The 24,272-nt window shown below is 56.3% G+C and carries 22 protein-coding genes; 8 read left to right on the top strand and 14 right to left on the bottom strand.

Annotated elements, in window-relative coordinates:
- Nucleotides 1-4 precede the first annotated feature (4 nt).
- The 3 genes from stbD (at nucleotide 5) to OK409_RS05075 (ending at nucleotide 2,573) form a co-directional block, all read left to right on the top strand.
- On the top strand, nucleotides 5-1,330 hold the full coding sequence (stbD, locus tag OK409_RS05085) for a fimbrial usher protein StbD (RefSeq protein WP_033771784.1): 1,326 nt from the start codon (nucleotides 5-7) through the stop codon (nucleotides 1,328-1,330).
- Nucleotides 1,296-2,012: a fimbrial assembly chaperone gene (locus tag OK409_RS05080; protein WP_010670153.1), complete on the top strand. Its 717-nt coding sequence runs from the start codon at nucleotides 1,296-1,298 to the stop codon at nucleotides 2,010-2,012. The genes stbD and OK409_RS05080 overlap by 35 nt, the downstream gene beginning before the upstream one ends.
- A gap of 225 nt (nucleotides 2,013-2,237) precedes the next feature.
- Entirely contained in the window at nucleotides 2,238-2,573 is a 336-nt protein-coding gene (locus OK409_RS05075) for a gamma-glutamylcyclotransferase family protein (RefSeq protein WP_022625647.1), read from the top strand.
- Nucleotides 2,574-2,959: 386 nt separating this feature from the next.
- On the opposite strand, the gene OK409_RS05070 is transcribed toward OK409_RS05075, so the two are convergent.
- The 5 genes from OK409_RS05070 to hipB all read right to left on the bottom strand — a co-directional run bounded on the left by OK409_RS05070 (nucleotide 2,960) and on the right by hipB (nucleotide 8,553).
- The gene (locus OK409_RS05070) at nucleotides 2,960-5,005 is read right to left on the bottom strand and encodes an FUSC family protein (protein WP_264366824.1); all 2,046 of its coding nucleotides are present in this window, start codon (nucleotides 5,003-5,005) and stop codon (nucleotides 2,960-2,962) included.
- 75 nt (nucleotides 5,006-5,080) lie between these two features.
- Nucleotides 5,081-6,502, bottom strand: coding sequence for a M24 family metallopeptidase (locus OK409_RS05065; protein ID WP_264366823.1), 1,422 nt, complete (start codon nucleotides 6,500-6,502; stop codon nucleotides 5,081-5,083).
- Nucleotides 6,503-6,680: 178 nt separating this feature from the next.
- Complete coding sequence (locus OK409_RS05060; protein WP_010244885.1) at nucleotides 6,681-6,887, bottom strand: type II toxin-antitoxin system MqsA family antitoxin; 207 nt, start codon at nucleotides 6,885-6,887, stop codon at nucleotides 6,681-6,683.
- Nucleotides 6,888-6,991: 104 nt separating this feature from the next.
- The gene (locus OK409_RS05055; RefSeq protein WP_022625645.1) at nucleotides 6,992-8,305 is read right to left on the bottom strand and encodes a type II toxin-antitoxin system HipA family toxin; all 1,314 of its coding nucleotides are present in this window, start codon (nucleotides 8,303-8,305) and stop codon (nucleotides 6,992-6,994) included.
- Nucleotides 8,305-8,553: a type II toxin-antitoxin system antitoxin HipB gene (hipB, locus tag OK409_RS05050; protein WP_022625644.1), complete on the bottom strand. Its 249-nt coding sequence runs from the start codon at nucleotides 8,551-8,553 to the stop codon at nucleotides 8,305-8,307. The genes OK409_RS05055 and hipB overlap by 1 nt, the downstream gene beginning before the upstream one ends.
- Nucleotides 8,554-8,733: 180 nt before the next feature.
- Here hipB and OK409_RS05045 point away from each other — a divergent pair, with 180 nt between their 5' ends.
- A complete protein-coding gene (locus tag OK409_RS05045) occupies nucleotides 8,734-9,171 on the top strand; it encodes a GNAT family N-acetyltransferase (protein WP_010244876.1) in 438 nt (145 codons plus the stop codon).
- A 33-nt stretch (nucleotides 9,172-9,204) separates the two neighbouring features.
- Here the strand turns inward: OK409_RS05045 and OK409_RS05040 are convergent, their stop codons facing one another.
- The 4 genes from OK409_RS05040 to OK409_RS05025 form a co-directional block, all read right to left on the bottom strand.
- Complete coding sequence (locus tag OK409_RS05040; protein WP_264366822.1) at nucleotides 9,205-9,999, bottom strand: inositol monophosphatase family protein; 795 nt, start codon at nucleotides 9,997-9,999, stop codon at nucleotides 9,205-9,207.
- A gap of 23 nt (nucleotides 10,000-10,022) precedes the next feature.
- The gene (locus OK409_RS05035; RefSeq protein ID WP_033757668.1) at nucleotides 10,023-11,084 is read right to left on the bottom strand and encodes an ABC transporter ATP-binding protein; all 1,062 of its coding nucleotides are present in this window, start codon (nucleotides 11,082-11,084) and stop codon (nucleotides 10,023-10,025) included.
- On the bottom strand, nucleotides 11,081-13,306 hold the full coding sequence (locus tag OK409_RS05030; protein ID WP_264366821.1) for an ABC transporter permease: 2,226 nt from the start codon (nucleotides 13,304-13,306) through the stop codon (nucleotides 11,081-11,083). Before OK409_RS05030 ends, OK409_RS05035 begins: the two co-directional genes overlap by 4 nt.
- Before the next feature lie 87 nt (nucleotides 13,307-13,393).
- Nucleotides 13,394-14,419, bottom strand: a complete 1,026-nt coding sequence (locus OK409_RS05025) for an ABC transporter substrate-binding protein (protein ID WP_192072674.1) — start codon at nucleotides 14,417-14,419, stop codon at nucleotides 13,394-13,396.
- 221 nt (nucleotides 14,420-14,640) lie between these two features.
- Here OK409_RS05025 and OK409_RS05020 point away from each other — a divergent pair, with 221 nt between their 5' ends.
- The 3 genes from OK409_RS05020 (at nucleotide 14,641) to OK409_RS05010 (ending at nucleotide 18,750) form a co-directional block, all read left to right on the top strand.
- A complete protein-coding gene (locus tag OK409_RS05020) occupies nucleotides 14,641-15,675 on the top strand; it encodes a LacI family DNA-binding transcriptional regulator (RefSeq protein ID WP_060680225.1) in 1,035 nt (344 codons plus the stop codon).
- A 264-nt stretch (nucleotides 15,676-15,939) separates the two neighbouring features.
- A complete protein-coding gene (locus tag OK409_RS05015; RefSeq protein ID WP_264366820.1) occupies nucleotides 15,940-16,833 on the top strand; it encodes an SDR family oxidoreductase in 894 nt (297 codons plus the stop codon).
- 93 nt (nucleotides 16,834-16,926) lie between these two features.
- The gene (locus OK409_RS05010) at nucleotides 16,927-18,750 is read left to right on the top strand and encodes a glycoside hydrolase family 15 protein (RefSeq protein WP_264366819.1); all 1,824 of its coding nucleotides are present in this window, start codon (nucleotides 16,927-16,929) and stop codon (nucleotides 18,748-18,750) included.
- Nucleotides 18,751-18,789: 39 nt separating this feature from the next.
- Here the strand turns inward: OK409_RS05010 and OK409_RS05005 are convergent, their stop codons facing one another.
- From OK409_RS05005 to OK409_RS04985, 5 genes are all read right to left on the bottom strand, one after another.
- Nucleotides 18,790-19,260, bottom strand: coding sequence for an RES family NAD+ phosphorylase (locus OK409_RS05005; protein WP_010244853.1), 471 nt, complete (start codon nucleotides 19,258-19,260; stop codon nucleotides 18,790-18,792).
- On the bottom strand, nucleotides 19,260-19,712 hold the full coding sequence (locus OK409_RS05000) for an antitoxin Xre/MbcA/ParS toxin-binding domain-containing protein (protein WP_010244850.1): 453 nt from the start codon (nucleotides 19,710-19,712) through the stop codon (nucleotides 19,260-19,262). Before OK409_RS05000 ends, OK409_RS05005 begins: the two co-directional genes overlap by 1 nt.
- An 89-nt stretch (nucleotides 19,713-19,801) precedes the next feature.
- On the bottom strand, nucleotides 19,802-20,956 hold the full coding sequence (gene ampC / locus OK409_RS04995; protein ID WP_060680228.1) for a class C beta-lactamase: 1,155 nt from the start codon (nucleotides 20,954-20,956) through the stop codon (nucleotides 19,802-19,804).
- Between the two features lie 31 nt (nucleotides 20,957-20,987).
- Nucleotides 20,988-21,233, bottom strand: a complete 246-nt coding sequence (locus OK409_RS04990; RefSeq protein ID WP_022625634.1) for a hypothetical protein — start codon at nucleotides 21,231-21,233, stop codon at nucleotides 20,988-20,990.
- Nucleotides 21,234-21,300: 67 nt separating this feature from the next.
- Complete coding sequence (locus OK409_RS04985; RefSeq protein WP_022625633.1) at nucleotides 21,301-22,482, bottom strand: glycosyltransferase family 4 protein; 1,182 nt, start codon at nucleotides 22,480-22,482, stop codon at nucleotides 21,301-21,303.
- 619 nt (nucleotides 22,483-23,101) lie between these two features.
- On the opposite strand from OK409_RS04985, the gene hpxO reads away from it, so the two are divergent.
- On the top strand, nucleotides 23,102-24,259 hold the full coding sequence (gene hpxO / locus OK409_RS04980; RefSeq protein WP_264366818.1) for an FAD-dependent urate hydroxylase HpxO: 1,158 nt from the start codon (nucleotides 23,102-23,104) through the stop codon (nucleotides 24,257-24,259).
- Nucleotides 24,260-24,272 lie beyond the last annotated feature (13 nt).

Below are 24,272 nucleotides of genomic sequence, written 5' to 3'. Positions count from 1 at the left end.
TCGTGTGAGAATCGAAAAATATTTCCTGTATATCTTATTATTGCTGTTCAATGTGCCCGCCTGGGCTAATTGCAGTGTTGTTACCGCCACATCCTCGTTGTCTCAAAGCGCGATTGCAGCAGGCTATACCGCCGCCTACTGGACCGGCGCTTGCGACACCTGCTCAGGGAATGTGGGCCTGCCATCTGTGATCAGCATCAATAGCGGAAAGACCTTCCAGCCCTCTGGCACACTGCTGGCCAGCTCGGTAGGCAGCTTTCTGTCATCGGCCAGCAATGTTTCCTACTCAGCTAACCAGATTCTTTACCGCTGCGCCGTGGCAGATGCAGACAGTTTGTATGAGATGTATGCCACCAATGGCGACAGCCCCTATGCCGGTCAATATATTACCTCTGAAGTGGACGGCGCCTATTATGATGTCGCTGCAAATGTTGCCGTCAGGCTAACTAACCTGACAACCGGCGAATATTACAGTCGCTACTGGAAAGCCCGACAGCTGACAGCCAGTGATTGGTATTCTGATGGCACCTATATTTATATTCCGGCCAGTGCTTTCAGCAATGTGCTGTATGAAATGTTTAAAATAGACTCTACGCGCTATTACGCCAGCAACAGCAATCGCTATGTGGACAACTGGACACAACCTCGCGGATATATTGCTTTTAAAGGACCCGGGCTGGATACCAATAATCTGAAAGTGGGCCAGGATAGTCTCTCTTACTGGTATGGTTTTTACCGTAACTGGCCCGCTGCCTGGAGCACCTTCTCAAATGTCACCTATGTGCGTGGCGCGCTATGCGAAGTCCAGGATTATCCTTCGGTGGTGCTGCTGCCTACCGTAAGCGTGAATACCCTTGCCGCGGGCGGGAAAAGTCAGGCTCCTTTTACTATCACTATCCAGTGCGAGTCCGGTGCCATCTCCGGCACCAGTACATCGACGATCACGTCAGCAAATGTCGCTATGGGCTTTCTCGTTAACCAGTCAAATGCGGTAACGCAGGCAAGAAATCTGGGGCTGACTACAGCTGGCGGCGGGTTAACCTGGCTGCTGGATACCCACTATGGTAGCAGCGCTGCCGCCTCCGGCGTCGGTATAAAAATTTATGACAGTCATAATATGGCGCTCAATTTACTGCCTGACAGAACAGTGACGGGCACGGGCAACAGCCGTGGCTGGTATGCCTATAAAGATTTAACGTCGCAAATCTCCTCAGGAGGCGCTGATATTTACAGTGGTGATTTCACCGCCTCTCTTGAAGCGCTCAGCGGGCAAACTATTACAGCAGGAACAGTCAATGCGCAGTTACAGGTTGTGGTCAGTTTTCAGTAACGTCGTTGTGTTATCTGGCGTCCTGCTCTCATTCAGCGTCTGGGCGGTGGTCAATGTGGATAAAACCCGGATCGTTTTCAATCAATCGGATCTGAGCCAGTCTGTTAACGTCGTCAACAGCGGCGGAAACGAAACGTATTTGCAAATCTGGACAGATGACGGTGACCTGACTCTCTCACCCGACGCCAGCATCACGCCCGTCATAGTCATACCGCCGGTGGTAAAAATGTATCCGGGAGAAATGCGATCGTTGCGTCTGGTACTCACTTCACGTCAGGCGCTGCCCGCGGACAAAGAGAGCCTCTACTGGTTAAATATTTATCAGATCCCTGCGCTGAAAAAAGAGCTTAACGCGGCTGAACGTAAAGTGGTGTTACCGCTGCGAATCCGGCTAAAAATCTTTATACGGCCTGAGGGACTAAACGCCCCGCTGACCACCGATCCGGAAAAGCTCCGTTTCGCGGTAAAGGGAAATAAAATCGCCATAACCAACCCTACTCCCTGGTTCATGAGCATGAATGTCTATTCTGAAGGTCAGCAATCAATAAAAAATCTCACTCTTGCCCCACAATCTGATGCTTACATTGACAGTCACACTCTGCCGAAACCCGGTGAGTCAGTGAGTTATGCGGTGATCAATGACCAGGGGATTCCGGTTAACTACACGACAACCTTGAAGTAACCGGACGGGAGTGCCATCTGCCGACAGGCAGAGTGCACATAAATCCGACCTTTTGCGGCAGTCCAGGGCGTCGCTACATGAATTCTGCGCATCTGATGGGGCTGGGCAGTACGCAGAATTTACCTACGCATGGCGTTTTGAGAGGCTGAAGAGGCAGTTCCGCAAGACAATCCATTTTAGCCGCGCTAGAGTTGCTGGCTTCCACTGTTTCAACGACGAGAAAAAATGAAACGCTTATTTGTCTATGGCACGCTCTGTCCGGGCCGCGAGAATGCCCATATCCTGGAAAATATTGGCGGAGAATGGCTGGCCGGTTCTGTGAACGGTACCTTCTATCAGCGCGGCTGGGGCGCAGCGGCTGATTTTCCGGGCATCGTTCTGGATGAGCATGGGCCCGACGTGCCGGGTTATCTGTTTCTCTCCGACCAGCTGGACGCCCACTGGCCGATGCTGGATGCGTTTGAAGATGGCTACGATCGCGTCGAGGTTCGCGTTTCTGCCGAGGATAATCGGCAATACAGTGCGTGGATTTATCAGCTTCAGCCGCAGGAAAGCCGCTGAGCTATTACCGCTGAACGTTTCCTGCATCAACCCTGCTTTCCTGCATTGGGATGCGCGCGCCCTGCTCTTGTTGCAGGCTTCTGACGCAGCAGGACGCGCTTATGACCAGTATTAACCAGGCGTGCCTGGCTAGAGAATTGAATGCAACAGTCTGATTTAAAAGCGGTATAATGCCTGCGCTTCACGCTCAGGCCATTGCTGGCCATTTTTACAAACCAACCTTTCCACTCTGCTGACCTTATTTTCCTGCAAGACAAATAAATGGGCACGCTGCCTGATTCTCAATTTAATTAAGACCTAATGTATGATGTAACTAAAATAAGATTGTCCGCTCTGGTCCCGGCAAGCGCTCTCTTAGCCCCACCAGCCAGCCCTGTTATACCGGGTTAATCTGGCCAGCGCTGATGTGGAAACAGTGATACCCGAATATTAAACAGATGGATTAAGGGCGCAACAGCCACACTCTCCTCTCGGGCGATCGGCTCCAGTCTTAGCAGCAACAGATCCAGCTCTTCCAGCAGATCCTGATGTGGCGCTAACTGCAGCGACTTCATCTTGCGCTTCAGGTATAGCGCCAGCTCGTGAAACATCTGACCACTATCAATCTGATGACTCTCCAGCACCTCACGATAACGTGCGTAGAAGTCATAACAGTTGGCGCCCAGCCAGGTTTCAGTAATCAGATAGCCCCCCACCACGATATCCGGCACCGGATCGAGCCTTTTACGCGGCAGAATGATATTCACCCGGTCGAGCATCCGCGCAATAAATTGCTGCCGTGACAGTAGCGTGGCGGAATTGCGCTCCACCATTTTAATAAACCCTAACAGATCGCGCAGCCCTCGTTGCACCGCTCTTCTGGCTATCCATGACGGCCGTTTGTTGCGGATCAACGCCGTCAGCACTACCGCAAACATAATCCCCACCATCGAGGAGATGGCCGCATTCAGCGTGACGATCAGATTCGGGACATAGTGATGGCTTAAGCCGATAAAACCGGGGATCTGGATGGCGACACTCAGCCCTACCAGATTGGTCGCCGGATTGGCAATCACCAGGCTCAGCAGCATCAGACCGGGCAGCAGTATGATCATCAGCGCCTGTAAGGTATTGGCCTGCGGGATCAGAAAAGCGATGTAGAACAGGCTGACCACCAGCGCAATCATCACCCCTTTCACGAACAGCTTCATCGGCGTTACCGGGGAATCGACACCAGCAAAAAATGAACTGATAATCGCCGCCATTAGAGGTGCATTCGCCCCATCGGCCCAGCCGCTGCCGATCCAGAACAGGCTGGAGAGGAAGGTCGCCAGAAATGCCGTCAGCGCGGACAGCCGTAACAGTCCCTTATCGATATGCCGGTGTTCCCGGATATTGCGGATCGCCGCCCCATCCCCGTGGCTGTAGAGATCCCCTGCGCGCGCACTGACATTCTCATAAGCATCGGCAATGCGCACAAAGTTAGCCAGCCGCTCAAGCAGACCAATCAGCAGCAGGCTCTCTTCGGTTGCCAGCAGCCCGGCCCGCCATTCGTGCTCCAGGGTTGCCTGACTGGCAGCAATCGCTTCACGCAGTCCGGCAATATCGTTAATCCGATCGTGATGCAGCCACAACAGGAACTGCTGAAACACGTCGGTGACGCACGGCGGAAAACGAATATTCAGTTCGGCCAGCACACCCAGCCGTGATTCAATCGCCGTCAGTGTCGGCAGCAGATAAGTCAGATGCTGATACTGTACGCTGACCAGACGGATGACATTACGCGCCGCTTCGCCCTCATAGACGCAGTGGGTCAGCAGCGTTTCAACATTCAACGGATATCCCGCCATCTGAATCAGGATATCTTCGCGCTCCAGCGATTTGTTCTTTGCCATTCCGCTGATCAGTTCATCACAGAGTTTGCGCGCGTTCTGAAACCAGAGGTTAACGCTCTGCCCCAGCAGATGATGCATCGAAACCGGAAACACCAGCCGGTGAACCAGCGTGCTGCAAAGGATGCCCAGCGTAATCTCCTCAATACGTGAAACTACGGTGCTGATGATTGCCAACGGTGACTCCACGTCTGGAAATCCCATAATCGCTGCGCTGTAGCCAGCCAGCATAAAGATATAGCTCTTCGGCGTGCGGTCATGCAGAGAGAGCCAGAGGCAAACCGTTACCCACAGCGATACGCACAGGCTGAACAACACTGGCGACTGCACCGTTTCGGGGTAGATCAGCAGAATAAAGATGCCGCCCAGCAGCGTGCCCAGCAGGCGAAACAGCGATTTCGAGACGGTCGATGCTGCATAGAGTTGCGAGGTGACAAACACCGTGGTCAGCGCCCAGGCGGGTTTTTCGAAGTTAAGAACGAGCGCCACAGAGAGTGCGATAAACGCGGCAAAGGAGGTTTTGCAGGCAAACAAAACCGCGTTTTTGGTAAACCATTTCATCGAATGAGAGCAACCAGGAACTTTCTGAGGCGCGTATCCTGACAGATGCGCCTGCGTTTTACTCTCAGTTAAATTTTACAAATTATTACCGGCCGCATCAGGCCGGTTAAGCCCCTGCTGGCGCACCAGCGCACGGCGCTTATCCAGTAAAAAAGGGCGCAGATAGCCTACCGTGTTCGAGAGCAAAATCACCTCTTCGGCAAGCTCAATCCTCAGCACATCTGTCAGGTACGCTTTGCGCTGAGTCATTCGCTGCCAGAGATCGGGAAAACGACACGCCAGCTCATGACGTAACGCCGCGTCCGCCAGTCCGACCGTATCCTCGATACTGCAGCCGCCATAACCCGGCACCGACGGGATAATATCAATCTGCAGCAGCATACCGCTTTTCAGTGTCACGGCTGAATCGGGATAGATGGGCGAGCTTAGCCACTCTTCGTCAGCCACCAGATGCCCCGGATTAAGATGCCAGCCATACTGCGCTTTCGGCAGCACCGTTTCGATAAGCGAATAGAGTTCGCCGCCGGTGATCCCGATCCGCAGCTGCTCCAGCCAGCTGACCACCGCGTGATAATAGGGGATCGCCAGCCGGGTCAGCCAGTCGGAGACGTTACACTGTAACTCAGAAGCGTCACTGACCACGTAAGCCGAGCGGCTGGTCAGCCCGCCTTTGTAGCCGGTGGTAAGAGAAAGCTTGTCGCCTGTCGCAATCCGTTTATCAGACGGATAGAGCCGGGCCTGGGCGAAACGATCGCCGGTCGCGGCAATCGTCACCACCGTGTTTGGCTGCCCTTCTGCATTCAGACGTGCGCCTAATACCTTCTCTGTGACGCCCGGCGCTACGCTATCCAGCGCAGCCAGCATCGCGGTTGAAGCAAGATTGGCCCCGGCCTCATAAAATGCCACTTCATCGGCGCCGTTAACGCAGCGTGCACCGTTGTCAGGCGAGATAAACAATCCGGTGGCGTTTACCAGTTGTGCATCGCCGCCCGCTGCCTGCGCCGCCGCGGCATAGATGAACTGCGGCAGATCAAACATCCCTTGCTGCCTGCCGGTAAATAACTTCCAGCCCACCAGCCCGGTGCGTTCGCCCGCCACTATCCCTGCCTCTGTTAACAGCTGATCCAGGGGCTGCTCCCCGCGCATAGGCTGGTTGGGCAGAGAAAAGACCGCCGCATGCAGACAGCGTCCCGGATTGCGGGCAAACGGCACCAGCTTGAGGTTCTCATTACCCATGATATAGGTGAGCTCGCCCTGCTGAGTCACCACCAGCAGCGCCTCCTCGAAGCGCGGAATGAATCCCGCCAGATATTCAAAATTGCTGCCGTGCTCTTTGTCGGCATAGATAATCAGTTGCGCAATCTGCTGCTGCTGCATCCGCTCAATAATGATGGCCAGACGGCGATGCAGTGTTTCATCAGACATCACAGGGCTGGCAGCACCGGGAAATGCCGGCGGTGACGGGATTGTTTCCAGGGCATAGCGATTGGCATCCATAACGCACTCCAGTGGCCAGATTGATTGACGGGGGTTTGTGATTTCCGTTCCCAGGGTAAACCTGAGGTTTAACCTGTAGGGTGCCACAATCACACAACTTACTCGTTGCGTGTTATCAAAAGAGGGACATTCACCTGTAACAGAGACAAAGAAGCCCGCGCTAAACGGGCTCTCTGTGTTATTTGATGGGCACGCCTGCATTCTCCAGCGCTTCAGCCTTTTCGGGATATAACTCCGACGTTCCGGCATTCATAATCACCGCTCCACAGCGGATGCAGTGATCGCCCTTTACATCTGGCACAACGTCCTCCGGATTACCCGTATTAAGACTGACATCGCGCGTGGCGTACACAAACGCCTCTCCTTCACATCCCGGACACTTCATACCATGACTCTCCTGTTAAGCCTGTCAGATAAGCATAGCCGACAGGCTTTTAGCCATACACATGAGGAGAGGTTTTTCAGGATATTGCCAGCTCATAAGCGCCATCACTCTTTGTGCCGCAGCCGCTCCAGCATAATCAGTGAATGACTAAAAATGGCGTCGGCGATGTGCTGCGGGAAATCGGGCGGCAAGGCATCGCGCACCGAGACCACTGCCTGGGGAAAGGCCTTAATAAAGAAGTCGAAGATCTGCTGCAAACTGTCACGATCAAAACTGACGCTTTTTGCCGTGGCGATAAAATGGCGCGGGAAGATTTTGTCGATCTCTGTCTTCTTCCCCTTAGTGGCACGCAGACCCATCGCCAGTTTCAGCGCTCGCTTGTTCAGACCGGTGCCGCCCAGTACCGGATAAGCGGAGATCACATCATAAAAGGGAGTCAGTCGATAACTGCCGCCGCGCTCAATAAACAGTGAGAAGTTCTTGGCGTGACCGTCGGTTGCGCCAATCAGCCACTGAAACACCTGGAACATCATAAAGCGATAGCGATCTTCGATGGCGTTGCTCGATCCCATCAGTATCTGCATGATCTCCGCAATGCCTGGCCCGCCATCCGACTCATATTTGGTTGAAGATGGCAGTCCCAGCGCCTGACAGAAATCCTCCTGCGGCAGGCGAATCAACCGGGTTTTATCGCGTGACCAGCGGCGGTCGAAACGTTCTACCGCCAGGGCGCGCATCTGTCCGGCACGGATAATCGTTGCCTGCGGCACGTCGATACCGAGTGCACGGGCCAGCGCCAGACAGAGATACTCATTCTCCACACTTTCACGCATATCCAGCGTCGCGGCCGGCTGTTTAATCTCTCCGATCGGCAGCTTAATGATGTGCGAGGTGGGCGTGGCACCGGCAGGAATGCTCCAGCCTTCATCGGTCAGCAGCAGTGCGGTTTTCTCCTGCGCCCCTGCGACCGAGATACGGAAATCGGTCTCTTCACGCAGCATCCCCAGCGGGATATCTGACTGATAGGCCGACAGCACGCTTTCGAGCCGGGTTTCATCCAGCACTTCATAGCGGGCCTGCAGTGCGGGCAGTGGCATATCGGGCGGCAGCAGCATAGTCGCCCCGACGCTGTCACGTCCCACTTCCTGCAACAGATCAAACGGCTGACGGGATTTAATCTGGTAACGCGCCACGATTCTGTCGCGAATCAATGGGCTATCCGGCAGCAGGTTATCGAAGAAGTTAATCACGGCGTGTGAGGTGAGAGCCTTTACCTGCAACGGCATCGAAAGTGACAGCGGCCTGGAGAGCGGATTACTCAGCCAGCCGGTATCATACTGAAACTCATGAGCGCCGTTTCGCTGGCGGGTGAGTACGCCTACCCGCTCGCCGTTCATCCACGCAATCAGCCTTTGCATTACCACTCATCCTCATCATGCAGCTGAGGCGCACTGGCCTCCTCTTTCTCCTGAACTTCCAGACTCAGCTCCAGCGACTGTAACAGCTTAAACAGCGTTGCCAGCGAGGTACTGTCAGGGGCATTTTCAAAGTGAGAGATGGTGGCCTGTTTCAGGCCGACCTTTTTCGCCAGTTCACTCTGGGTCCAGCCATTGCGCTGACGAATGAGCTTTAGCCGGTTTGCCAGCTGTAGCGGGCTGTATATCATGGGGTGGCTCCTTCTGGATCACAGGCTGTAAGCATAGCGCAGGGGCATTATCCCCGACAGGGTATAAAACAGCTTTTACCCCCTGGAGGGGATAATAATTACTTTATACCCCATAACGGATAATTGCACAATTATCCTTTATGAGGGATAAGCCGGAACCACGATTAAAAGAGGACGAGGATGAGCACATTTACCCTTACCCATCAGGTCAACGACGACGATCGGGAAGAGTTGCTGGCAGGACTGGGGGCTTACAACCGGCAGTTCATCAGCCGCGATAACTGGGGACCGCTGTCGGTTTCTCACAGGGACGAACAGGGAATGTTGCGCGGGGGAGTGATCGCCGCACGCAAAGGAAACTGGCTCTGTATCGATTATCTCTGGGTGGACGAAACGCTCCGTGGCAGTGGTCTGGGCAGCGCACTGCTGGAAGCCGCAGAGCAGGAGGCGGGAAAGATGGGATGTCTCTATGCGCTGGTGGATACCTTTAGTTTTCAGGCCCTGCCGTTTTATCAGAAACAGGGTTATCAGCCGCAGATGTCCCTGCCCGATTTTCCGCAAACCGGTATGCAGCGTCACTATCTGACCAAAACGCTACGGCCAAAAGCATCACGCTGACCACAGTACCATCAGCGTGACAGGGTCACATAATTATAAACCGGCAATGCGCCGCAGATCCGCTTCGGCACCCGGTGCCACGGCCAGAACCTGCGCGCCTTTAGTGATGCGATCGCCTTCGGTGTTAAACGGGTGGTACCAGCCGCCCGCCTCTTTCACCAGGCAGTAACCCGCCAGGCAATCCCAGGCGTGCATATAGGGTTCGTAATAACCCACGACCCGACCGGCGGCAACCCAGGCCAGCATCAGTGCGCCGGAACCAATACGGATAAAGTTACCGCCTGCCGACAATAGTGCTGCCACAATCTCGCCTACCTGCTGCGGGCTGACATAACTGTTGGCACCAAAACCGGTAACGTGGTTTTGCAGCGTGCGTGTGGGATCGACCTGCAGACGATGACCGTTGAGCGTCGCGCCCTGCCCCAGTGCCGCCACGTAGCACTCCTGATAGGTCGGCGCGAAAATCACCCCGATGACCGGCACATCGCCGCGCAGTACCGCGACGGAAACACACCAGCTCGGCATCCCATTGAGAAACGGGCTGGTGCCATCGATTGGATCAACCACCCAGGTGTAGTCAGACTCTCCCACCTGCAGTCCCGACTCCTCACCCAGAAAGCCATCATCGGGAAACGCATCCCGTATACGGCTGGCAATCAGCTGCTCCACTTCACGGTCGACAATTGATACCACATCCTGCAAATCGTACTTGGTCTCCACCACCAGCGTCTCGCGACGGTTGAAGTAAGATAACGCCGTCGCGCCACCTTCACGGGCAACGGCTTCCGCTAAAGCCAGACGCGCCATTATTTCATCATGCGATTCCATGCGAACTCCTTGAGTTAGTCAGATTAACGGGCAATCAGGGCAAGGCCCTGCGGCTTAAAGTTGACGCCAACTGTGGTGGCGAGCGGCAGACGCTGTTCCATCTGCGGATCGATAATGAACAGCGCGCCCAGTTCGGTGGCAACTTCATATTCGATATGGTCACCCAGCCAGGTGCTGTGAATGACCTCCCCCTGCAGCGCCCCCTGACCGTCGCCGGACAACGTAATAAACTGCGGTCGCACCGCCAGCTGAGCACTGCCGGTTTTTGCACCGGCACCTCGTACCCGGAAGCGCTGATTACCCAGGCGGACCAGCGCGTCATCCGCATCCGCCTCTTCCACTTCACAGGGCAGAATATTCGCCTCCCCCATAAAGTCCGCGATAAAGACCGAATTGGGCGAATGGTAAAGCGTCTCCGGCGCACCCTGCTGGGCAATATCCCCCTCTTTCATGACAATAATCTTATCGGAGACCGCCAGCGCCTCCTCCTGGTCATGGGTCACGTAAACCGCCGTAAACCCGAGCCGCTGCTGCAGATCGCGGATGTCGGTGCGCACCCGACGGCGCAGACGCTCATCAAGGTTCGACAGCGGCTCATCAAGCAGCAGCACCTGCGGTTCCAGCACCAGCGCGCGGGCGACCGCAATACGCTGCTGCTGTCCGCCAGAAAGCTCCGACGGCAACCGCTGCCCCTGACTCTCCAGACCCACCAGCTTCAGCCCCTCGCGCGCCCTGTCCTGCGCCTCGCGTTTGTTCATGCCCGAGGAAAGCAGCCCGTAGAGAATATTGTCGATGGCGTTCATATGGGGAAACAGCGCGTAGGACTGAAACACCATCGCCACGTCGCGCTCGTTGGCGGGCAGATGGGTGACATCTTTGCCGCCAATCAGAATCCGCCCTGCGGTGGGATGCTCCAGCCCGGCCAGCAGTCGCAGCGTAGTGGTCTTGCCGCAGCCGGACGGCCCGAGCAGCGTCACCAGCGTACCCGGCTCTACGGTGAGCGACAGATCCGGCACGGCAGTAAAACCGGCAAAACGCTTTGCGACATGTTCAAACACCACCGATCCGGCGTTAATGGTCGTCATACGGCTCTCTCCTGAGTCAGAGTGGATGCAGAGGGTGCGGCAATAATCACCGCCGGTTGGATTGCACGACGCAGGCGACGTTCGCCCACCAGCAGCTGGAAAAGGCCAATGATCAGCAGCATCACCACTATCAATACCGAGGAGTAGGCAATCGCCACGCCATACTCACCGTTCTCCACCAGCCCGACAATGTACGAGGTCGCCATGTTGTACTGGGCGCTGACCAGGAAAATCACCGCACTGATAGAGGTAATGGCCCGCACAAAGGCGTAAACCAGCGCGGCGCTGATGGCCGGTTTCAGCAGCGGCAGCACCACTTTACGCAGGGTACGGAAACTGTTTGCGCCCAGCGTCAGTGAGGCTTCATCCAGGCTTTTATCCAGCTGGCTCATCGCCGCAATACCACCACGCACGCCGACCGGCATATTACGGAAGACAAAGCAGGCGATCAGGATCATCGCGGTACCGGTGATCTCCAGCGGCGGCAGGTTATACGCCATGACATAGCTCACACCAATCACCGTGCCGGGAATGGCAAAGCTCAGCATCAGCATGAATTCAAAGGTCTGACGACCGGCAAACTTCTGTCGCACAATCAGCCAGGCGGTCAGCAGTCCGACAATGGCCGTGAGCGGCGCGGCGATCAGGGCGATCTCCAGCGTGGTCCAGAAAGAACTCCAGGCAACGCCGCTCCAGACCAGTTGCCCCTGATTAACGCTGACGTTAAAGGCCCGGATATAGTGATCCAGCGTCAGGCTGTTATTCAGCCCCCAGGACTGCACAAAGCCGCCAATCATGATCATGCCGTAGATCACCAGGGTGAACAGACCCCAGGGTATTACCATGCCATAGACGCTGTAGCGCACCGGACGCGGCAGCATCACATGACGGCCGCCGTCGCCTTTGCCGGTGACAGTGGCGAAGCTTTTTCCGGAGAGCCAGACGCGCTGCACCAGAAAAGCGGCCAGGGTGAAGCCCAGCAGGATCATCGCCAGCACCGCCGCGCGACTCGGGTCGTTCTGTGCGCCAACCACGGAGAAGAAGATCTCCGTCGACAGCACGCCGTGACTGCCGCCCAGCACCATCGGGTTACCGAAATCGGCCATGCTTTCGATAAAGCTGATTAAAAAGGCGTTGGCCAGCCCCGGCGCCATCAGCGGTAGCGAGATGCGGGAGAAGGTGCGCCAGCGGCTGGCGCGCAGGGTCTGTGACGCCTCCTCCAGTGACGGACTGACGCCCTCGACCACGCCAATCAGCACCAGAAAGGCGATGGGGGTAAAGGAGAGCACCTGGGCAATCCAGATGCCGGTCATGCCATAGAGCCAGCGGCCCGGCTCAATGCCGAACAGCGTCGCCAGCGATTCGGTGACCACGCCAGAGCGGCCAAACAGCAGGATCAGCGCCAGACCGATGACAAACGGCGGCGTGATAATCGGCAGAATGGTCAGCATCCGCAGCGCTTTTTTACACGGCAGCGAGGTGCGCGTCGCCGCCAGTGCAAACGCCAGTCCCAGCAGCGTAGCGCCACTGGCCGTCATCAGCGCCAGTCCCAGCGTGCGCCAGGCGGTGCCGCAGGTGCCACCGGTAAAACAGCCGAGGCTCCAGATGGCGGGATCCTGCATATTGGCAATCAGTCCGTCAGGTTTAAAACTGCCATCAATATCCTGCACCGAGGCGACAAACAGGCTCAGCACCGGATAGAGCACAAAGGTCGTGACCAGCGCCACCAGCAGCACAATCGACGCCACCACAAAGGCATCGCCTTTCAGCACGCCGCGCTCCGCCAGGGCAAAGGCGAAAATCAGCAAAAATATGGTCAGCAGCAGCAGCGCGCCCGCGCCCATCGCCGGTTGCCCCTGCGCCAGCGGGCCGGTGAGGTTCTCCAGCCATAACCAGTTCCAGCCACTGAAACCGATGGCATGCCCTTCCAGCACCAGAAACAGAATGCCGCAGGTGCTGAACAGCAGCAGCAGCGTGCTGCGGGTGCGGCCCGGGGGCAGAAAGGCGCTGCCAGCACAGAGCAGCCACAGCGCCACGGCGATGCCCAGCCAGCTGTGTAACGCGAGCTGCCCCAGCGCAGGCGCATTGGTCTCATCACCCCATAAGCTGAACAGCCAGTCACCCGAGAAGAAGCCCTGCTCCAGGCTATACCAGGGCAGCAGCGTCAGCGCGCTGGCGCCCGCCAGCAGCGCGCCGGTTAAGCGACGATTGTGCGCATTCATAAATCACCTCAATCAGGAAGCGGACATCAGGCTTACGCCACCGCGGTCTGGCACAGACCCGGCTCAGGTGGCCGGGGCGCACCACCGTTATTGTGCGCTGGCACCAATCTCTTTATCCCAGCGGCCCAGCAGCGCTTTGCGTTTTGCTGAGTCACCATAGGTTTTAAAGTCATAATCGATCAGCCTGATGTTCTCGAAGCGCGGTGCATATTCAGAGATCTCCGCCTTGCGGTTAGAGGGCAGCTGGAACGATTTCGCCTCTTTCATATGCGACTGTGCTTTAGCGCTGAGCGCCCAGTCATACCAGGCTTTGGCATTGGCCAGGTTTCGTGCCCCTTTGATGATCGACATCGAACCTATTTCATAGCCAGTGCCTTCACAGGGCGCGACGGGCTTAATCGGGAAGCCATCTACTTCCATCGCGACGGCATCATGCATAAAGACAATGCCGATGGTGGTTTCACCGCGCGCGGCGGCTTTGACCGGAGCAGAGCCGGACTTGGTATATTGCGAGATGTTGGCGTTGAGCTTCTTCAGGTAGTCAAAGGCTTTGTCTTCGCCCATGATCTGCACCAGCGTCGCCAGGGTGTTATAGGCCGTGCCGGAAGAGTTGGGATTGGCGATCTGAATCTCGCCTTTAAAGCCAGGGTCGAGTAAATCCGCCCAGCAGGCAGGCACTTTCTGCTTTTTCTCCGCCAGCAGTCTGGTGTTATAGCCCCAGCCCAGCGCACCGGCATAAACGCCCACGGTGCGATAACCGGAGATCTCCGCCACTTTTTGTGACCAGGGCTGCTGCTGATCGAGCAGTGGCGATTTATAGGCCTGGGTCAGCCCCTCTTCGGCGGCCTGCATGTGCGGATCGCCGGTACCGGCCCACCAGATATCGGTACGGGGATTGCGTGCCTCGCTGCGGATACGGGCATAGGCTTCACCGGCAGAGAGCCGCACCATGCTGAGTTTGATATCGGGATGGGAGTGGCTGAACAGCGTGGTCATCTGTTCGCACACCACCACATCGGCTGAGCAGATCATATTAAGATTGCCCGCCGCCGAGGCAGCAAACGGCACTATAGGGCAGACGATTACAGCAGCGAGCAGAGAGGAATAACGCATGGTGTTCTCCTGGGCTGGATGGCGCAGGCGCGCCAGCTTTTGCACATGTGTGCAAATGTGTGTGCAGATTAGTACGGCGGCCCTGCTGCAGTGTCAATTTAGTTGTTAAGCAATTGTCAGTCGTTGTCACAAATTTGAAACATTTCGCCCGTCTGTATTTTTTGCACAGGCTTGCAACTTCAGGCAAACTCAGTGCAGACAATGTCAGGCGAGGAGAGAACATGCAGCAGCTTAAGGCGGTGGTGAGTGCGCAGGATGTGGCTGACCGGGCGGGCGTCTCCCGCTCAGCGGTCTCCCGCACCTTTACACCGGGAGCCAGCGTGTCAGATGCTACCCGTCAGCGGGTGATGAAAGCGGCGGAGGAACTGGGCTATCACGTCAATCATCTGGCGCGCGGCCTGGTGCGCAACCGCAGCGGCATCGTCTGCTTAATTGCCTCCGAGGTTGACACGCCCTACCGTGCCAGCCTGGTGCGCTGGATGACCCAGTATCTGCAGGAAGCGGGAAAAGTGGCGATGCTGATTAACACTGACCGATCCGATGCGCGCGTTTCCGCCGCGCTGCAGCAGGCGATTAATTTTCGCGCCGACGCATCGATTATTCTCTCCGGCATGCCGGACAGCGGTATCACCCGGCTCTGCTACAAACATGGTCAGCATCTGGTGCTGATTAACCGCGACGAATCCCTGCCCGGCACGCTCAGTATCAACCTCGACTCCCGCCCCGCCGCAGAAATGGCGGTTAACGCGTTTGTACGGGCGGGATGCAGCCGCATCGCCTTTGTCAATTCGCTGGCGGGAACGCCGAGTCTGCTGAAGCGCGAAGCGGATTTTCTGGCCGCCGCGCAGAAAGTGGGCGTCACGGTCCAGGTGGAGCGGTTCGGCACCACCTCTTACGAAAGCGGCCAGATTCTGGCCCAGCGTCTGCTGACGCGTAAAGTTCGCCCTGATGCGGTGTACTGTGCCACCGACCTGCTCGCCTGCGGCTTTATGGATGAGGCGCGTCACCGCTTTGCGCTGCGTATTCCGGACGATCTCTGCATCATCGGACACGATAATATCGCGCAGTCGGGCTGGGCCTCTTACAACCTCACGACCTTTGCACAGCCGGTGGAACAGTTCGCCCGCGATGCCATTGCCTGGCTGGTGGAGACGGAAGCGCAACCGGAGACGCTGATGCCAAAAAATGAACAGCAGCAGGAGCGGAGAATATATCCGGCAGATGTGGTCTGGCGCGGTTCGGTACGCGGCGGTTAAACGCCCTTTTTTATTTTCTTCCGCTATGTAATTACGCCCTGAAATAATCCACAACCGATCTTACGCTTCGCTTTAAATATCCCGCCCCTGCACTGAAAAATAATCGGACGCTACTGCACAGTGTTCCGATTTTCTGTCTACGCTTTACCTGCATTATTAAGTTCTTCTGGTTTTAACTGCTCAATGAATCAGCAGTCAGATGTGACAAATATCACATTTGTGCCAGGCTTAATGTCTCAGATAACTCTGTTCAAGGAGCATACAATGGTTACACCAACTAACAAGACGCTCGATCTGGATCAATTTCCTAAACCTCCTTTTGAGGACCAGCCACAACAGGCGCCAGGCCTGGCCAGCAAAATGATCCCGGTTCCCGACCACGGTGAAACCAGCTATCGCGGCACGGGCCGACTGACCGGCCGCAAGGCGCTGATCACCGGCGGTGACTCCGGTATTGGCCGCGCGGTGGCTATCGCTTATGCCCGTGAAGGCGCAGATGTGGTGATTAACTACCTGCCGGAAGAACAGCCCGACGCCGATGAAGTGATTAAATTAATCGAAGCGGAAGGCCGTAAAGTTTTTGCTATTCCGGGCGACATTCGTTCTGAAGAATTCTGTCAGCAGCTGGTCAAAGAGGCAGCCGATAAATTAGGTGGCCTGGATATTCTGGTTAATAACGCCGGTCGTCAGCAATTTAATGAGTCCATCCGGACCCTGAGTACGGAAGATTTTGACGCAACGTTTAAAACCAACGTTTATGCGATGTTCTGGATCACCAAAGCGGCGCTGGAATATCTGCCACGCGGTGCGTCCATTATTAATACCTCGTCCGTACAGGCGTTTAAACCCAGCGATATTCTGCTCGACTATGCGCAGACCAAAGCGGCCATCGTCGCCTTTACCAAATCCCTGGCGAAGCAGCTGGGTGGTGACGGTATCCGGGTCAACGCCGTTGCACCAGGGCCGTACTGGACCGTGCTGCAGTCCAGCGGCGGACAGCCGATGGAGAAAGTGAAGCAGTTTGGCGCCGACTCACCGATGGGCCGTCCGGGCCAGCCGGTTGAGATCGCCCCACTCTACGTTACCCTGGCCTCAACCGAGAGCAGTTACTCATCCGGGCAGGTCTGGTGTTCTGATGGCGGCACCGGTACGCTGTAATCTCACTCAGGTGGCCGCATAACGCGGCCATTTTTTTGTCCCGCTTTTGCCCCGCTTAAGAAACCTCGCCACCGTGATATAAGGAAGCAGATTATGGAAAACCCGATCTTTCATTCGCCGGTCAGAAAAGAGGGCTTTGCGGGCCTGGGTGACTATGCCGCCATTGGTGAAGGCCGTTCAGTCGCGCTGATTGCGCCGGACGGTTCCATTGACTGGTGGTGTGCGCCCAATCTCGACGCAAAGCCCCTGTTTGATCGCCTGCTTGATGCCGGACTCGGTGGCTACTTCCAGATTGTCCCGCGTGCGCCTTATCAGGTCTCACGCCGCTACCGCGATAACAGCAACGTGCTGGAGACCCGCTTCGAAACCCGTGACGGCACCGTGCTGCTGACCGAATCGATTAACAGCACGCTGGCGGGCCGTCTGCCCTGGTGCGAACTGGCTCGCCGCATAGAGGGTGTCAGCGGTGAAGTGGAATTAGCGATCACCCTGCGCTTCGGCACCGCCGCCGAAACCCGTTCACCGTGGGTGGCCGACAATGAGAAAGGCAAGGTGTTTCACATCGCGGAGATCATGGCGATGTTGCGCACCAGCGAAGATATTCAGATCACAGAGCTGGATGACGAGCAGGTCTGCGCTACGCTGCGTACCTATGCCGGTTCCCGCTCGCTCTGCGCGCTGCTGGTGACCGAGAAAGAGCCGCTGGCGGTGCCGCCGCTGGAGGCTATCGATCAGCGGATTGAAACCAGCCACACCGGCTGGACCAGCTGGGTGGAGAGCCTGAGTTATGAGGGCCGCTACCCGACGCTGGTGAAGCGCTCAGCCCTGTCGCTGAAGTTTCTCTGGTACTCCCCGACCGGCGCGCTGGCTGCTGCTGCCACCACCTCCCTGCCGGAGGGGATCGGCGGCGAAAAAAATTATGATTACCGCTACGCCTGGGTGCGCGATGCCTGCCTGATTATTAAAGCCTTCGTCTATCTCGGGGCGCTGGAAGATTGTAAGGCGGCCTTTTCCTGGCTGTCGCAGACTATCATGCGCCATGGCGTCAGGCTGCGCGCCTGCTATGCCCTGAATGGTGATGAGGTCCCCGCTGAACGTTATCCGCCGCTGAGCGGCTATCAGAACTCTCAGCCGGTGCGGGTCGGCAATAATGCCCGTGACCAGCTGCAGCTCAGTATGTATGGCGACATGCTGGTGACAGCCCAGCATTTTATCGAGGCGGGACACGTGCTGGATATCACCACCTCGCGCATGCTGGGCGAGCTGGCGAACTGCTGCGCCGATCACTGGCGGCAGAAGGATTGCGGCATCTGGGAGCTGCCGGAGTTGCAACACTACACCCACTCCAAAATGGCCTGCTGGATGGCGCTGGATCGGGCGGTGGCGCTGGCAGAAAGCCAGCATATCGAACCGACCTGGCTGGGACGCTGGCAGCGGGAACGTGACCGTATCCGCGACTGGATTGAGTCGCACTGCTGGTCAGAGCAACAGCAGGCTTATCTTTTTTTCGCCGGCAGTGACGATCGCCTCGACGCGTCGCTGGCGCTGGTTCACAGCTACGGCAACGCGGTCAATCCGCAGCGGATGCTCTCGACCTACCGTGCTATCCGGCAAAAACTGGGTGACGGCAGCGCCATGCTCTATCGCTACAGCGGGGTCAGAGAAGAAGAGAGTACCTTTCTCGCCTGCGCCTTCTGGCTGGTGGAAGCCTGGGCAGAGATGGGTGAGGCGGATGAGGCAGAACAGGCGATGCAGGAGATTCTGGCTACGCTGAATGGCCACGGTAATGTCGATATCTTCAATGAGATGTATGACGTCCGCAGCCAGAGCTGGCGCGGCAATATGCCACAGGGGCTGAGTCATCTGGCGCTGATCTGCGCGGCGCAGGCGCTATCGGAATCGCAGGCCCCAGCGTGATGTGAGATGTTACGCTTAGGAAAGTGGCGAATCCGTGCCCTACTGCAGCCTGAAACGCGGATCGAAGAAAAATGGCTCCACCACCACCTTACTGATGATGCCAGCCGCTGCCGGATGACGGGGATTGAACAGCGCATTCCACTCGCCGGTCAGCGTGCTCGGTACCTTCAGCACCAGGCCGTTATCCGGGCTGGCAAGCCAGTCGTCACCAATTTGCCGCGTGGACGATGGCGCAGGATCGGCCTGCCAGTCATCGGGTAGTGCCGCCAGCGAGAGCTCGGTAATCAGCGATTCAGGGACGCTAATCGACAGCATTGAGTAGTCGTGTGACAGATCCTGAATGGTGAGATGAACCAGCGCCTCAAGTACACAGAGCGCCCGGCTTGATCCCATATAGACACAGACCGTTCCCACGGAATTCCAGCGCCCCCCGTAAGTGCGGGCACCAAAACCATCAAAGGCGCTCATCGCATACTCACTCTTCACCAGGCGAAAGAAACGTACTGCCATCAGGTAATCACGCCATGCTCAAGCTGGCCAATCAGGTTAATCACCGCTTCTGCACCCGCCACCGTGGTGGTCATCTCCGCCGGTTTCTTACCGCCCAGCGCTTTGGCGGGCGTTTCCAGCCACTGCACCAGACGCTGCCTGTCGTCGCGGAACAGTTTGCTGGCGGCAGAGAGGACGCGGATCAGCATGTAGATCCGTCCGCTCTGATCGGGAGAAAAGGTCTGCTGCGGATCTTTGACTTTGCGGTTGTAGGTGGTGCGATCAATGCCCGCCAGACGGCACAGCCAGCCCTCGTCAAAGGTGGACAACGACGCCGTGCGTTTCAGCACGCCGCTGCTGAACCCTACCGCAATACGCTGGTGCGCATCAGGCAGTGTTTCCGGCAGATTCAGGGCATGCAGCAGCGAATTGTCGCGACGATGCTGAGCGGGTGTGTAGATGGCGATAGACATAGCAGCCTCCTGTTCATTTGATTTTTATTTTAGCGCAAATGAACAGGCGGTGCCAGCTTTACCCCGTCGCTTAGCAAGCGTGATGCCTGTTACTCAGGCTTCTCCTGCTGTAACGCCTGCAAAATCTGCCACGCCGCCTTTATACGCAGCGGATTAGGGTAATTCTTGTTGGCGAGTATCACGATGCCGCTGTTCCTCTCAGGAATAAAGGCGATATAGGCACCAAAACCATTGGTTGCACCGGTTTTATGCACCCAGCTGGCGCTCTGCGACGGCCCGACCGGATTGAGCAGCGTTGCCGGGCGGGGTTGCAGCGCAACACCATTATCGCTGTCACCCATCAGCGTGTCGGCAGTCACCGGCCAGTCGTAGATCTCCCAGCCCAGTCCCTGAAACAGAGTGCCGACTTTGAAGTAGCGCGCCTGCGCGGTGCGAATGGCATTACGCAGCACGGCATTCCCCGAAGAGAGGCGGTTAGGATCCACATTTGCCTGCATAAAGGTGAGCATGTCACGCGCGGTGGATTTAACGCCGTAGGCTTCTGCATCCAGCATGCCAGGTGAGACCCGTACCGGCTGGCCATTTTTATAGCCCCAGGCGTAGTCCAGCATCATTGAGGGCGGCACGGTGATATAGGTACGCGTCAGACGCAGTGGCTGAAACACATTTCGCGCCATCGCCTGCTCATAATCCCCTTTCACCATCAGCGAACCAAACAGACCGATGCTGGCGTTAGAGTACTGCCGGAGCGTGCCGGGCGCTGCCTCTGGCTGCCATTCCTGATAGAAACGCAGCAGCGAAGCCTGATCGGTGACGTCATCCGGCAACTGTAAAGGCAGGCCGCCCGCGGTATAGGTCGCCAGATGCAGCATCCGCACCGGACGCCACTGCTCACCGGTCAGCTGCGGCCAGTACTTTTGCACCGGATCGTTAAGGCGTATTTCGCCGTTGCGGATCATGACGCCGGCCAGGGTGCCGGTAAAGGTTTTGCTCACTGAACCCAGCTCAAACAGCGTGTTTTCCGTGACCCGGCGGCGTGATTCGAGATCGGCCACGCCGAAGTTCACAAACTGCGCCCGGCCTTTGTAAAGCACCGCCACCGACATGCCGGGGATCTCCTGCTGCTCCATCAGCGGTTCGATCGCGGCTTTAACCAGAGAAGTAACCTGCTGTGAAGAGAGATCGGCGGCGACACAGCTGGCAGAAAGAGAGAATAACGCGAGATAAAACAAAGACTTTTTCATTGGCAACTAAGGGGTTCTTCACTCAATTAAATTATTTACACTGGTCGGCACAGGCCTGCACGCACATCTGAGCCTGAGAACTGCAGCCACCGTTGTCCCGGGTGTTGCAGTGCGATTGTTCTGTGTAGCAGTTGGTCTGACAGGCGGAGACATCGCAGCGGGCAGCGACGGGCGTCAGCTGTGCCAGGGGCGCGCGGGCCGGAAAAAGCGGTGCGGGCTGAGCGAAGGCGCTGCTGCCCAGTAATCCGGACAGCAGCAGGCTGATGATCATTTTCATAAGAGTTCTCCAGAGGGACGCTGCACTAAGTATGGCCAGTCTGGCGCGCCCCGTCAGAGAAATCTAATCAAATTGAGACCACAGGGGGATGTTGAGTGACATTAATCACGCCACGGCTGTAGATATCGTTGAGCCGGGCAATGTAACGCTGGGTGTCATGCTGATCTTTGATGCGCAGAATCGCCGCCTCACCTTTCTCCTGCAGCATCTCAGGACGGTCGATAATAGCGAGCAGTATCGATTTCAGCCCCTCCACCAGCGACTGGCGTAGCTGCGTTTTCTGCTCTGGCGAGGTAATACTGTATTCACGGTCAGCGTTCAGCGGACTCGCAATCACCCAGCCTGCGCTGGCAGGATTAATCTCTGGCAATGCGCGCACGTTGCTGGTGATCACCGGGCAGCCGTTAGCCTGCATCTCCAGTACCGAGAAACCGTACGTCTCCTGCCAGGTTGGTAGCAGTCCGGCATCGCTCTGGCGGAACAGCTGCATCAGGGCGCCGTTATCCATCTGTGAATGATGCGTGAAGCAGCGATAGCGTTTGATGCGGTTCTCAATGCCACTATAGAACGTCTCATCATCCTGGAACTGGCGGTGCGCCACGTTACGACGCTTGGCGAGATCGCCAATCAGCTGCACATCCAGCTGCGACTCTTCCAGTTTGCGCTCTTCAATCAGCTCACTGATCGCCAGCACGACTTCAGCCCCGCCTTTGCGGTAGAACTCGTTACCGGCAAAGGTCAGTTTCAGAATACCGGGCTGACGCGGCGTTTTCTGCTGGACAAACAGCTTCTGCGGCGGATGCAGCACCAGGGTTTTACGGCGGATTTGCTGGGCAATATCCGGCCTGAACAGTTTCATCTGAATGTTCAGGGTGGCATCTGAGATGGCAATCAACCCCAGGCAGTTATCTTTTAACAGATAAGGAATGAGGCGTTTCAGCTCGGGGTTGTCCTGCTTGGCGACGCCCGCCACCGGCAGCACACGCGGCAGCTCCGTTTCAAACGACGCGACCCACTTCTGATGGGTTATCGCCACTTCATTGAACAGATGCAGGATGTCAGCCCGCGATGCCCCTGAAAAAGGCACAGGCTGAAAGACAAAGGTTTTATTTTTTTTGAGCAATCGGGTTCGTAGCGGATTAATAAAGTAGAACAGATTGCTCTTTTTCAGATTGATATATTCGTTATCCGGATTAACTAAGATATTACGCTGCTCCGGATACTGGTTATTCGTGATTCCAATTTTCATGTTCGCCTTCCAGAGTCCTTGTGTCCGGAGTGATCTATATCACGTGATCGTGACTGGCGGGTCTGAGCAATATCCTAAAAGCCGGTAATGACGCGGCCTGAACGCTTTTGCTAATGATTGCGCACGGTGCTAAAACAGTCACAGTTGTGTCTGGTTATGAATTTGCATTTTTTATTAACAGGTGTGTTTAACTGTGTCAGGCTAACCCCTTATTGAATATAGCGATTATTTCCCGGGAAATATTCGCGCCAGTTGTTATGTAAATGTTTAATTAATTGTCAGGAATATTAGCGAAGCGGATGAGGATTTTAGTTAATAACTTTTAAAGTAATTAGAATGAGCATGCTGAAAAGTGCCCGGTGCGTTCCACTGGCTGATGATTAACAAAGACACAGACGGGCGATAATGAAACAAATGATGCAGCACGGTTATATCCGCACCCTTTTTGCACGCCCGTTTGCCACAATTCAGTGCAACAGCTTAAGAGGCAGGCGGGTGCCATGCGCCTCCAATCATGCATTAAACCTATGATTTACATCATTATTTAAATGAGGTGCCCTACAACCCCCTCTCTGGTACAAAAGTTGCAGGAACTGACGTATGCAGACAGGAGAGCATTATGAAAGCAATCGTGATTGGTGGCGGTATAGGCGGCATGAGTAGTGCCATTGCGCTGGAGAAATCCGGAATTGACGTTGAGGTCTTTGAAGCCATAAAGGAGATGAAGCCCGTCGGCGCGGCGATTTCCATCTGGCCCAACGGTGTTAAATGCCTGAATGCGCTGGGCATGAAAACCGCGCTGCGTGAGCTGGGCGGGAACATGGCCTATATGGCCTATCACGATGGCACCACCGGCGCACCCCTGACCCGCTTCAGTATGGCGCCGCTGGTGCAGCAGGTTGGCGAATATCCCTGTCCGGTGGCGCGGGCAGAACTGCAGGCGATGCTGATTGATACCTTCGGGCGTGAACGGGTGCAGTTTGGTAAGCGGGTGATCCAGGTCGAGCAGACCGGTAGTGGCGTGATTGCCACCTTTTCCGACAACACTCAGGCCACCGGCGATTTCCTGATTGCCGCCGATGGCACCCATTCGGTGATCCGCGAGTATGTGCTGGAGCAGAAGCTGGAACGACGTTACGCCGGTTACGTTAACTGGAATGGCCTGGTCACAATTGATGAGAAGATTGCGCCCGCCGATCAGTGGACCACCTTTGTCGGTGACGGCAAGCGGGTGTCGCTGATGCCGGTCAGCGGCAATCGATTCTACTTCTTCTTTGATGTGCCGCTGCCGAAGGGACTGCCGCAGGATCGCAGCACGGTGAAAGCGGACTTAACCGGCTATTTTAAGGGCTGGGCGGAGCCGGTACAGCAGCTGATCGCGGCAATCAATCCTGACACCACCAATCGGGTTGAGATCCACGACATTGAACCTTTCAGCCGCTTTGTTAAAGGACGTGTGGCCCTGCTGGGCGATGCTGCCCACAGCACCACGCCCGATATCGGTCAGGGCGGCTGCGCGGCGATGGAAGATGCCGTGGTACTGGCCTCGACGCTGGCTTCTCATTCACTGGGTATTGAAGATGCACTGCTGCGCTATCAGGCGCGACGCGTTGAACGGGTAAAAGATCTGGTGCTGAAAGCGCGCAAACGCTGTGACGTCACCCATGCGCGCGATCCGGCGATCACGGCAGAATGGTATGACTCTCTGAAAAGCGAAACCGGTGAACGGGTGCTGGCCGGAATGTGCGAAACCATTGAAGGTGGCCCGCTGGGCTAACACGAATAAAACC

This window comes from Pantoea sp. RG18 (genome assembly GCF_025910075.1).
GTDB lineage: Bacteria > Pseudomonadota > Gammaproteobacteria > Enterobacterales > Enterobacteriaceae > Pantoea > Pantoea agglomerans.
Note: the sequence above shows the minus strand (reverse complement) of the source record. Positions and strands in the feature narration are given on the sequence as shown.

Bases quoted from the DNA above. Each gene is read 5' to 3' on its own strand.
- ampC (WP_060680228.1), bottom strand. From the start codon at position 20,956: ATGAAAAAGTCTTTGTTTTATCTCGCGTTATTCTCTCTTTCTGCCAGC.
- OK409_RS05000 (WP_010244850.1), bottom strand. From the start codon at position 19,712: ATGTCTATCGCCATCTACACACCCGCTCAGCATCGTCGCGACAATTCG.
- OK409_RS05045 (WP_010244876.1), top strand. From the start codon at position 8,734: ATGAGCACATTTACCCTTACCCATCAGGTCAACGACGACGATCGGGAA.
- OK409_RS05070 (WP_264366824.1), bottom strand. From the start codon at position 5,005: ATGAAATGGTTTACCAAAAACGCGGTTTTGTTTGCCTGCAAAACCTCC.
- OK409_RS05030 (WP_264366821.1), bottom strand. From the start codon at position 13,306: ATGAATGCGCACAATCGTCGCTTAACCGGCGCGCTGCTGGCGGGCGCC.
- hpxO (WP_264366818.1), top strand. From the start codon at position 23,102: ATGAAAGCAATCGTGATTGGTGGCGGTATAGGCGGCATGAGTAGTGCC.
- OK409_RS05080 (WP_010670153.1), top strand. From the start codon at position 1,296: ATGCGCAGTTACAGGTTGTGGTCAGTTTTCAGTAACGTCGTTGTGTTA.
- OK409_RS05040 (WP_264366822.1), bottom strand. From the start codon at position 9,999: ATGGAATCGCATGATGAAATAATGGCGCGTCTGGCTTTAGCGGAAGCC.
- OK409_RS05010 (WP_264366819.1), top strand. From the start codon at position 16,927: ATGGAAAACCCGATCTTTCATTCGCCGGTCAGAAAAGAGGGCTTTGCG.
- OK409_RS05055 (WP_022625645.1), bottom strand. From the start codon at position 8,305: ATGCAAAGGCTGATTGCGTGGATGAACGGCGAGCGGGTAGGCGTACTC.
- hipB (WP_022625644.1), bottom strand. From the start codon at position 8,553: ATGATATACAGCCCGCTACAGCTGGCAAACCGGCTAAAGCTCATTCGT.
- OK409_RS05065 (WP_264366823.1), bottom strand. From the start codon at position 6,502: ATGGATGCCAATCGCTATGCCCTGGAAACAATCCCGTCACCGCCGGCA.
- OK409_RS05075 (WP_022625647.1), top strand. From the start codon at position 2,238: ATGAAACGCTTATTTGTCTATGGCACGCTCTGTCCGGGCCGCGAGAAT.
- OK409_RS05060 (WP_010244885.1), bottom strand. From the start codon at position 6,887: ATGAAGTGTCCGGGATGTGAAGGAGAGGCGTTTGTGTACGCCACGCGC.
- OK409_RS04990 (WP_022625634.1), bottom strand. From the start codon at position 21,233: ATGAAAATGATCATCAGCCTGCTGCTGTCCGGATTACTGGGCAGCAGC.
- OK409_RS05035 (WP_033757668.1), bottom strand. From the start codon at position 11,084: ATGACGACCATTAACGCCGGATCGGTGGTGTTTGAACATGTCGCAAAG.
- OK409_RS05015 (WP_264366820.1), top strand. From the start codon at position 15,940: ATGGTTACACCAACTAACAAGACGCTCGATCTGGATCAATTTCCTAAA.
- OK409_RS05005 (WP_010244853.1), bottom strand. From the start codon at position 19,260: ATGGCAGTACGTTTCTTTCGCCTGGTGAAGAGTGAGTATGCGATGAGC.
- OK409_RS04985 (WP_022625633.1), bottom strand. From the start codon at position 22,482: ATGAAAATTGGAATCACGAATAACCAGTATCCGGAGCAGCGTAATATC.
- OK409_RS05020 (WP_060680225.1), top strand. From the start codon at position 14,641: ATGCAGCAGCTTAAGGCGGTGGTGAGTGCGCAGGATGTGGCTGACCGG.
- OK409_RS05025 (WP_192072674.1), bottom strand. From the start codon at position 14,419: ATGCGTTATTCCTCTCTGCTCGCTGCTGTAATCGTCTGCCCTATAGTG.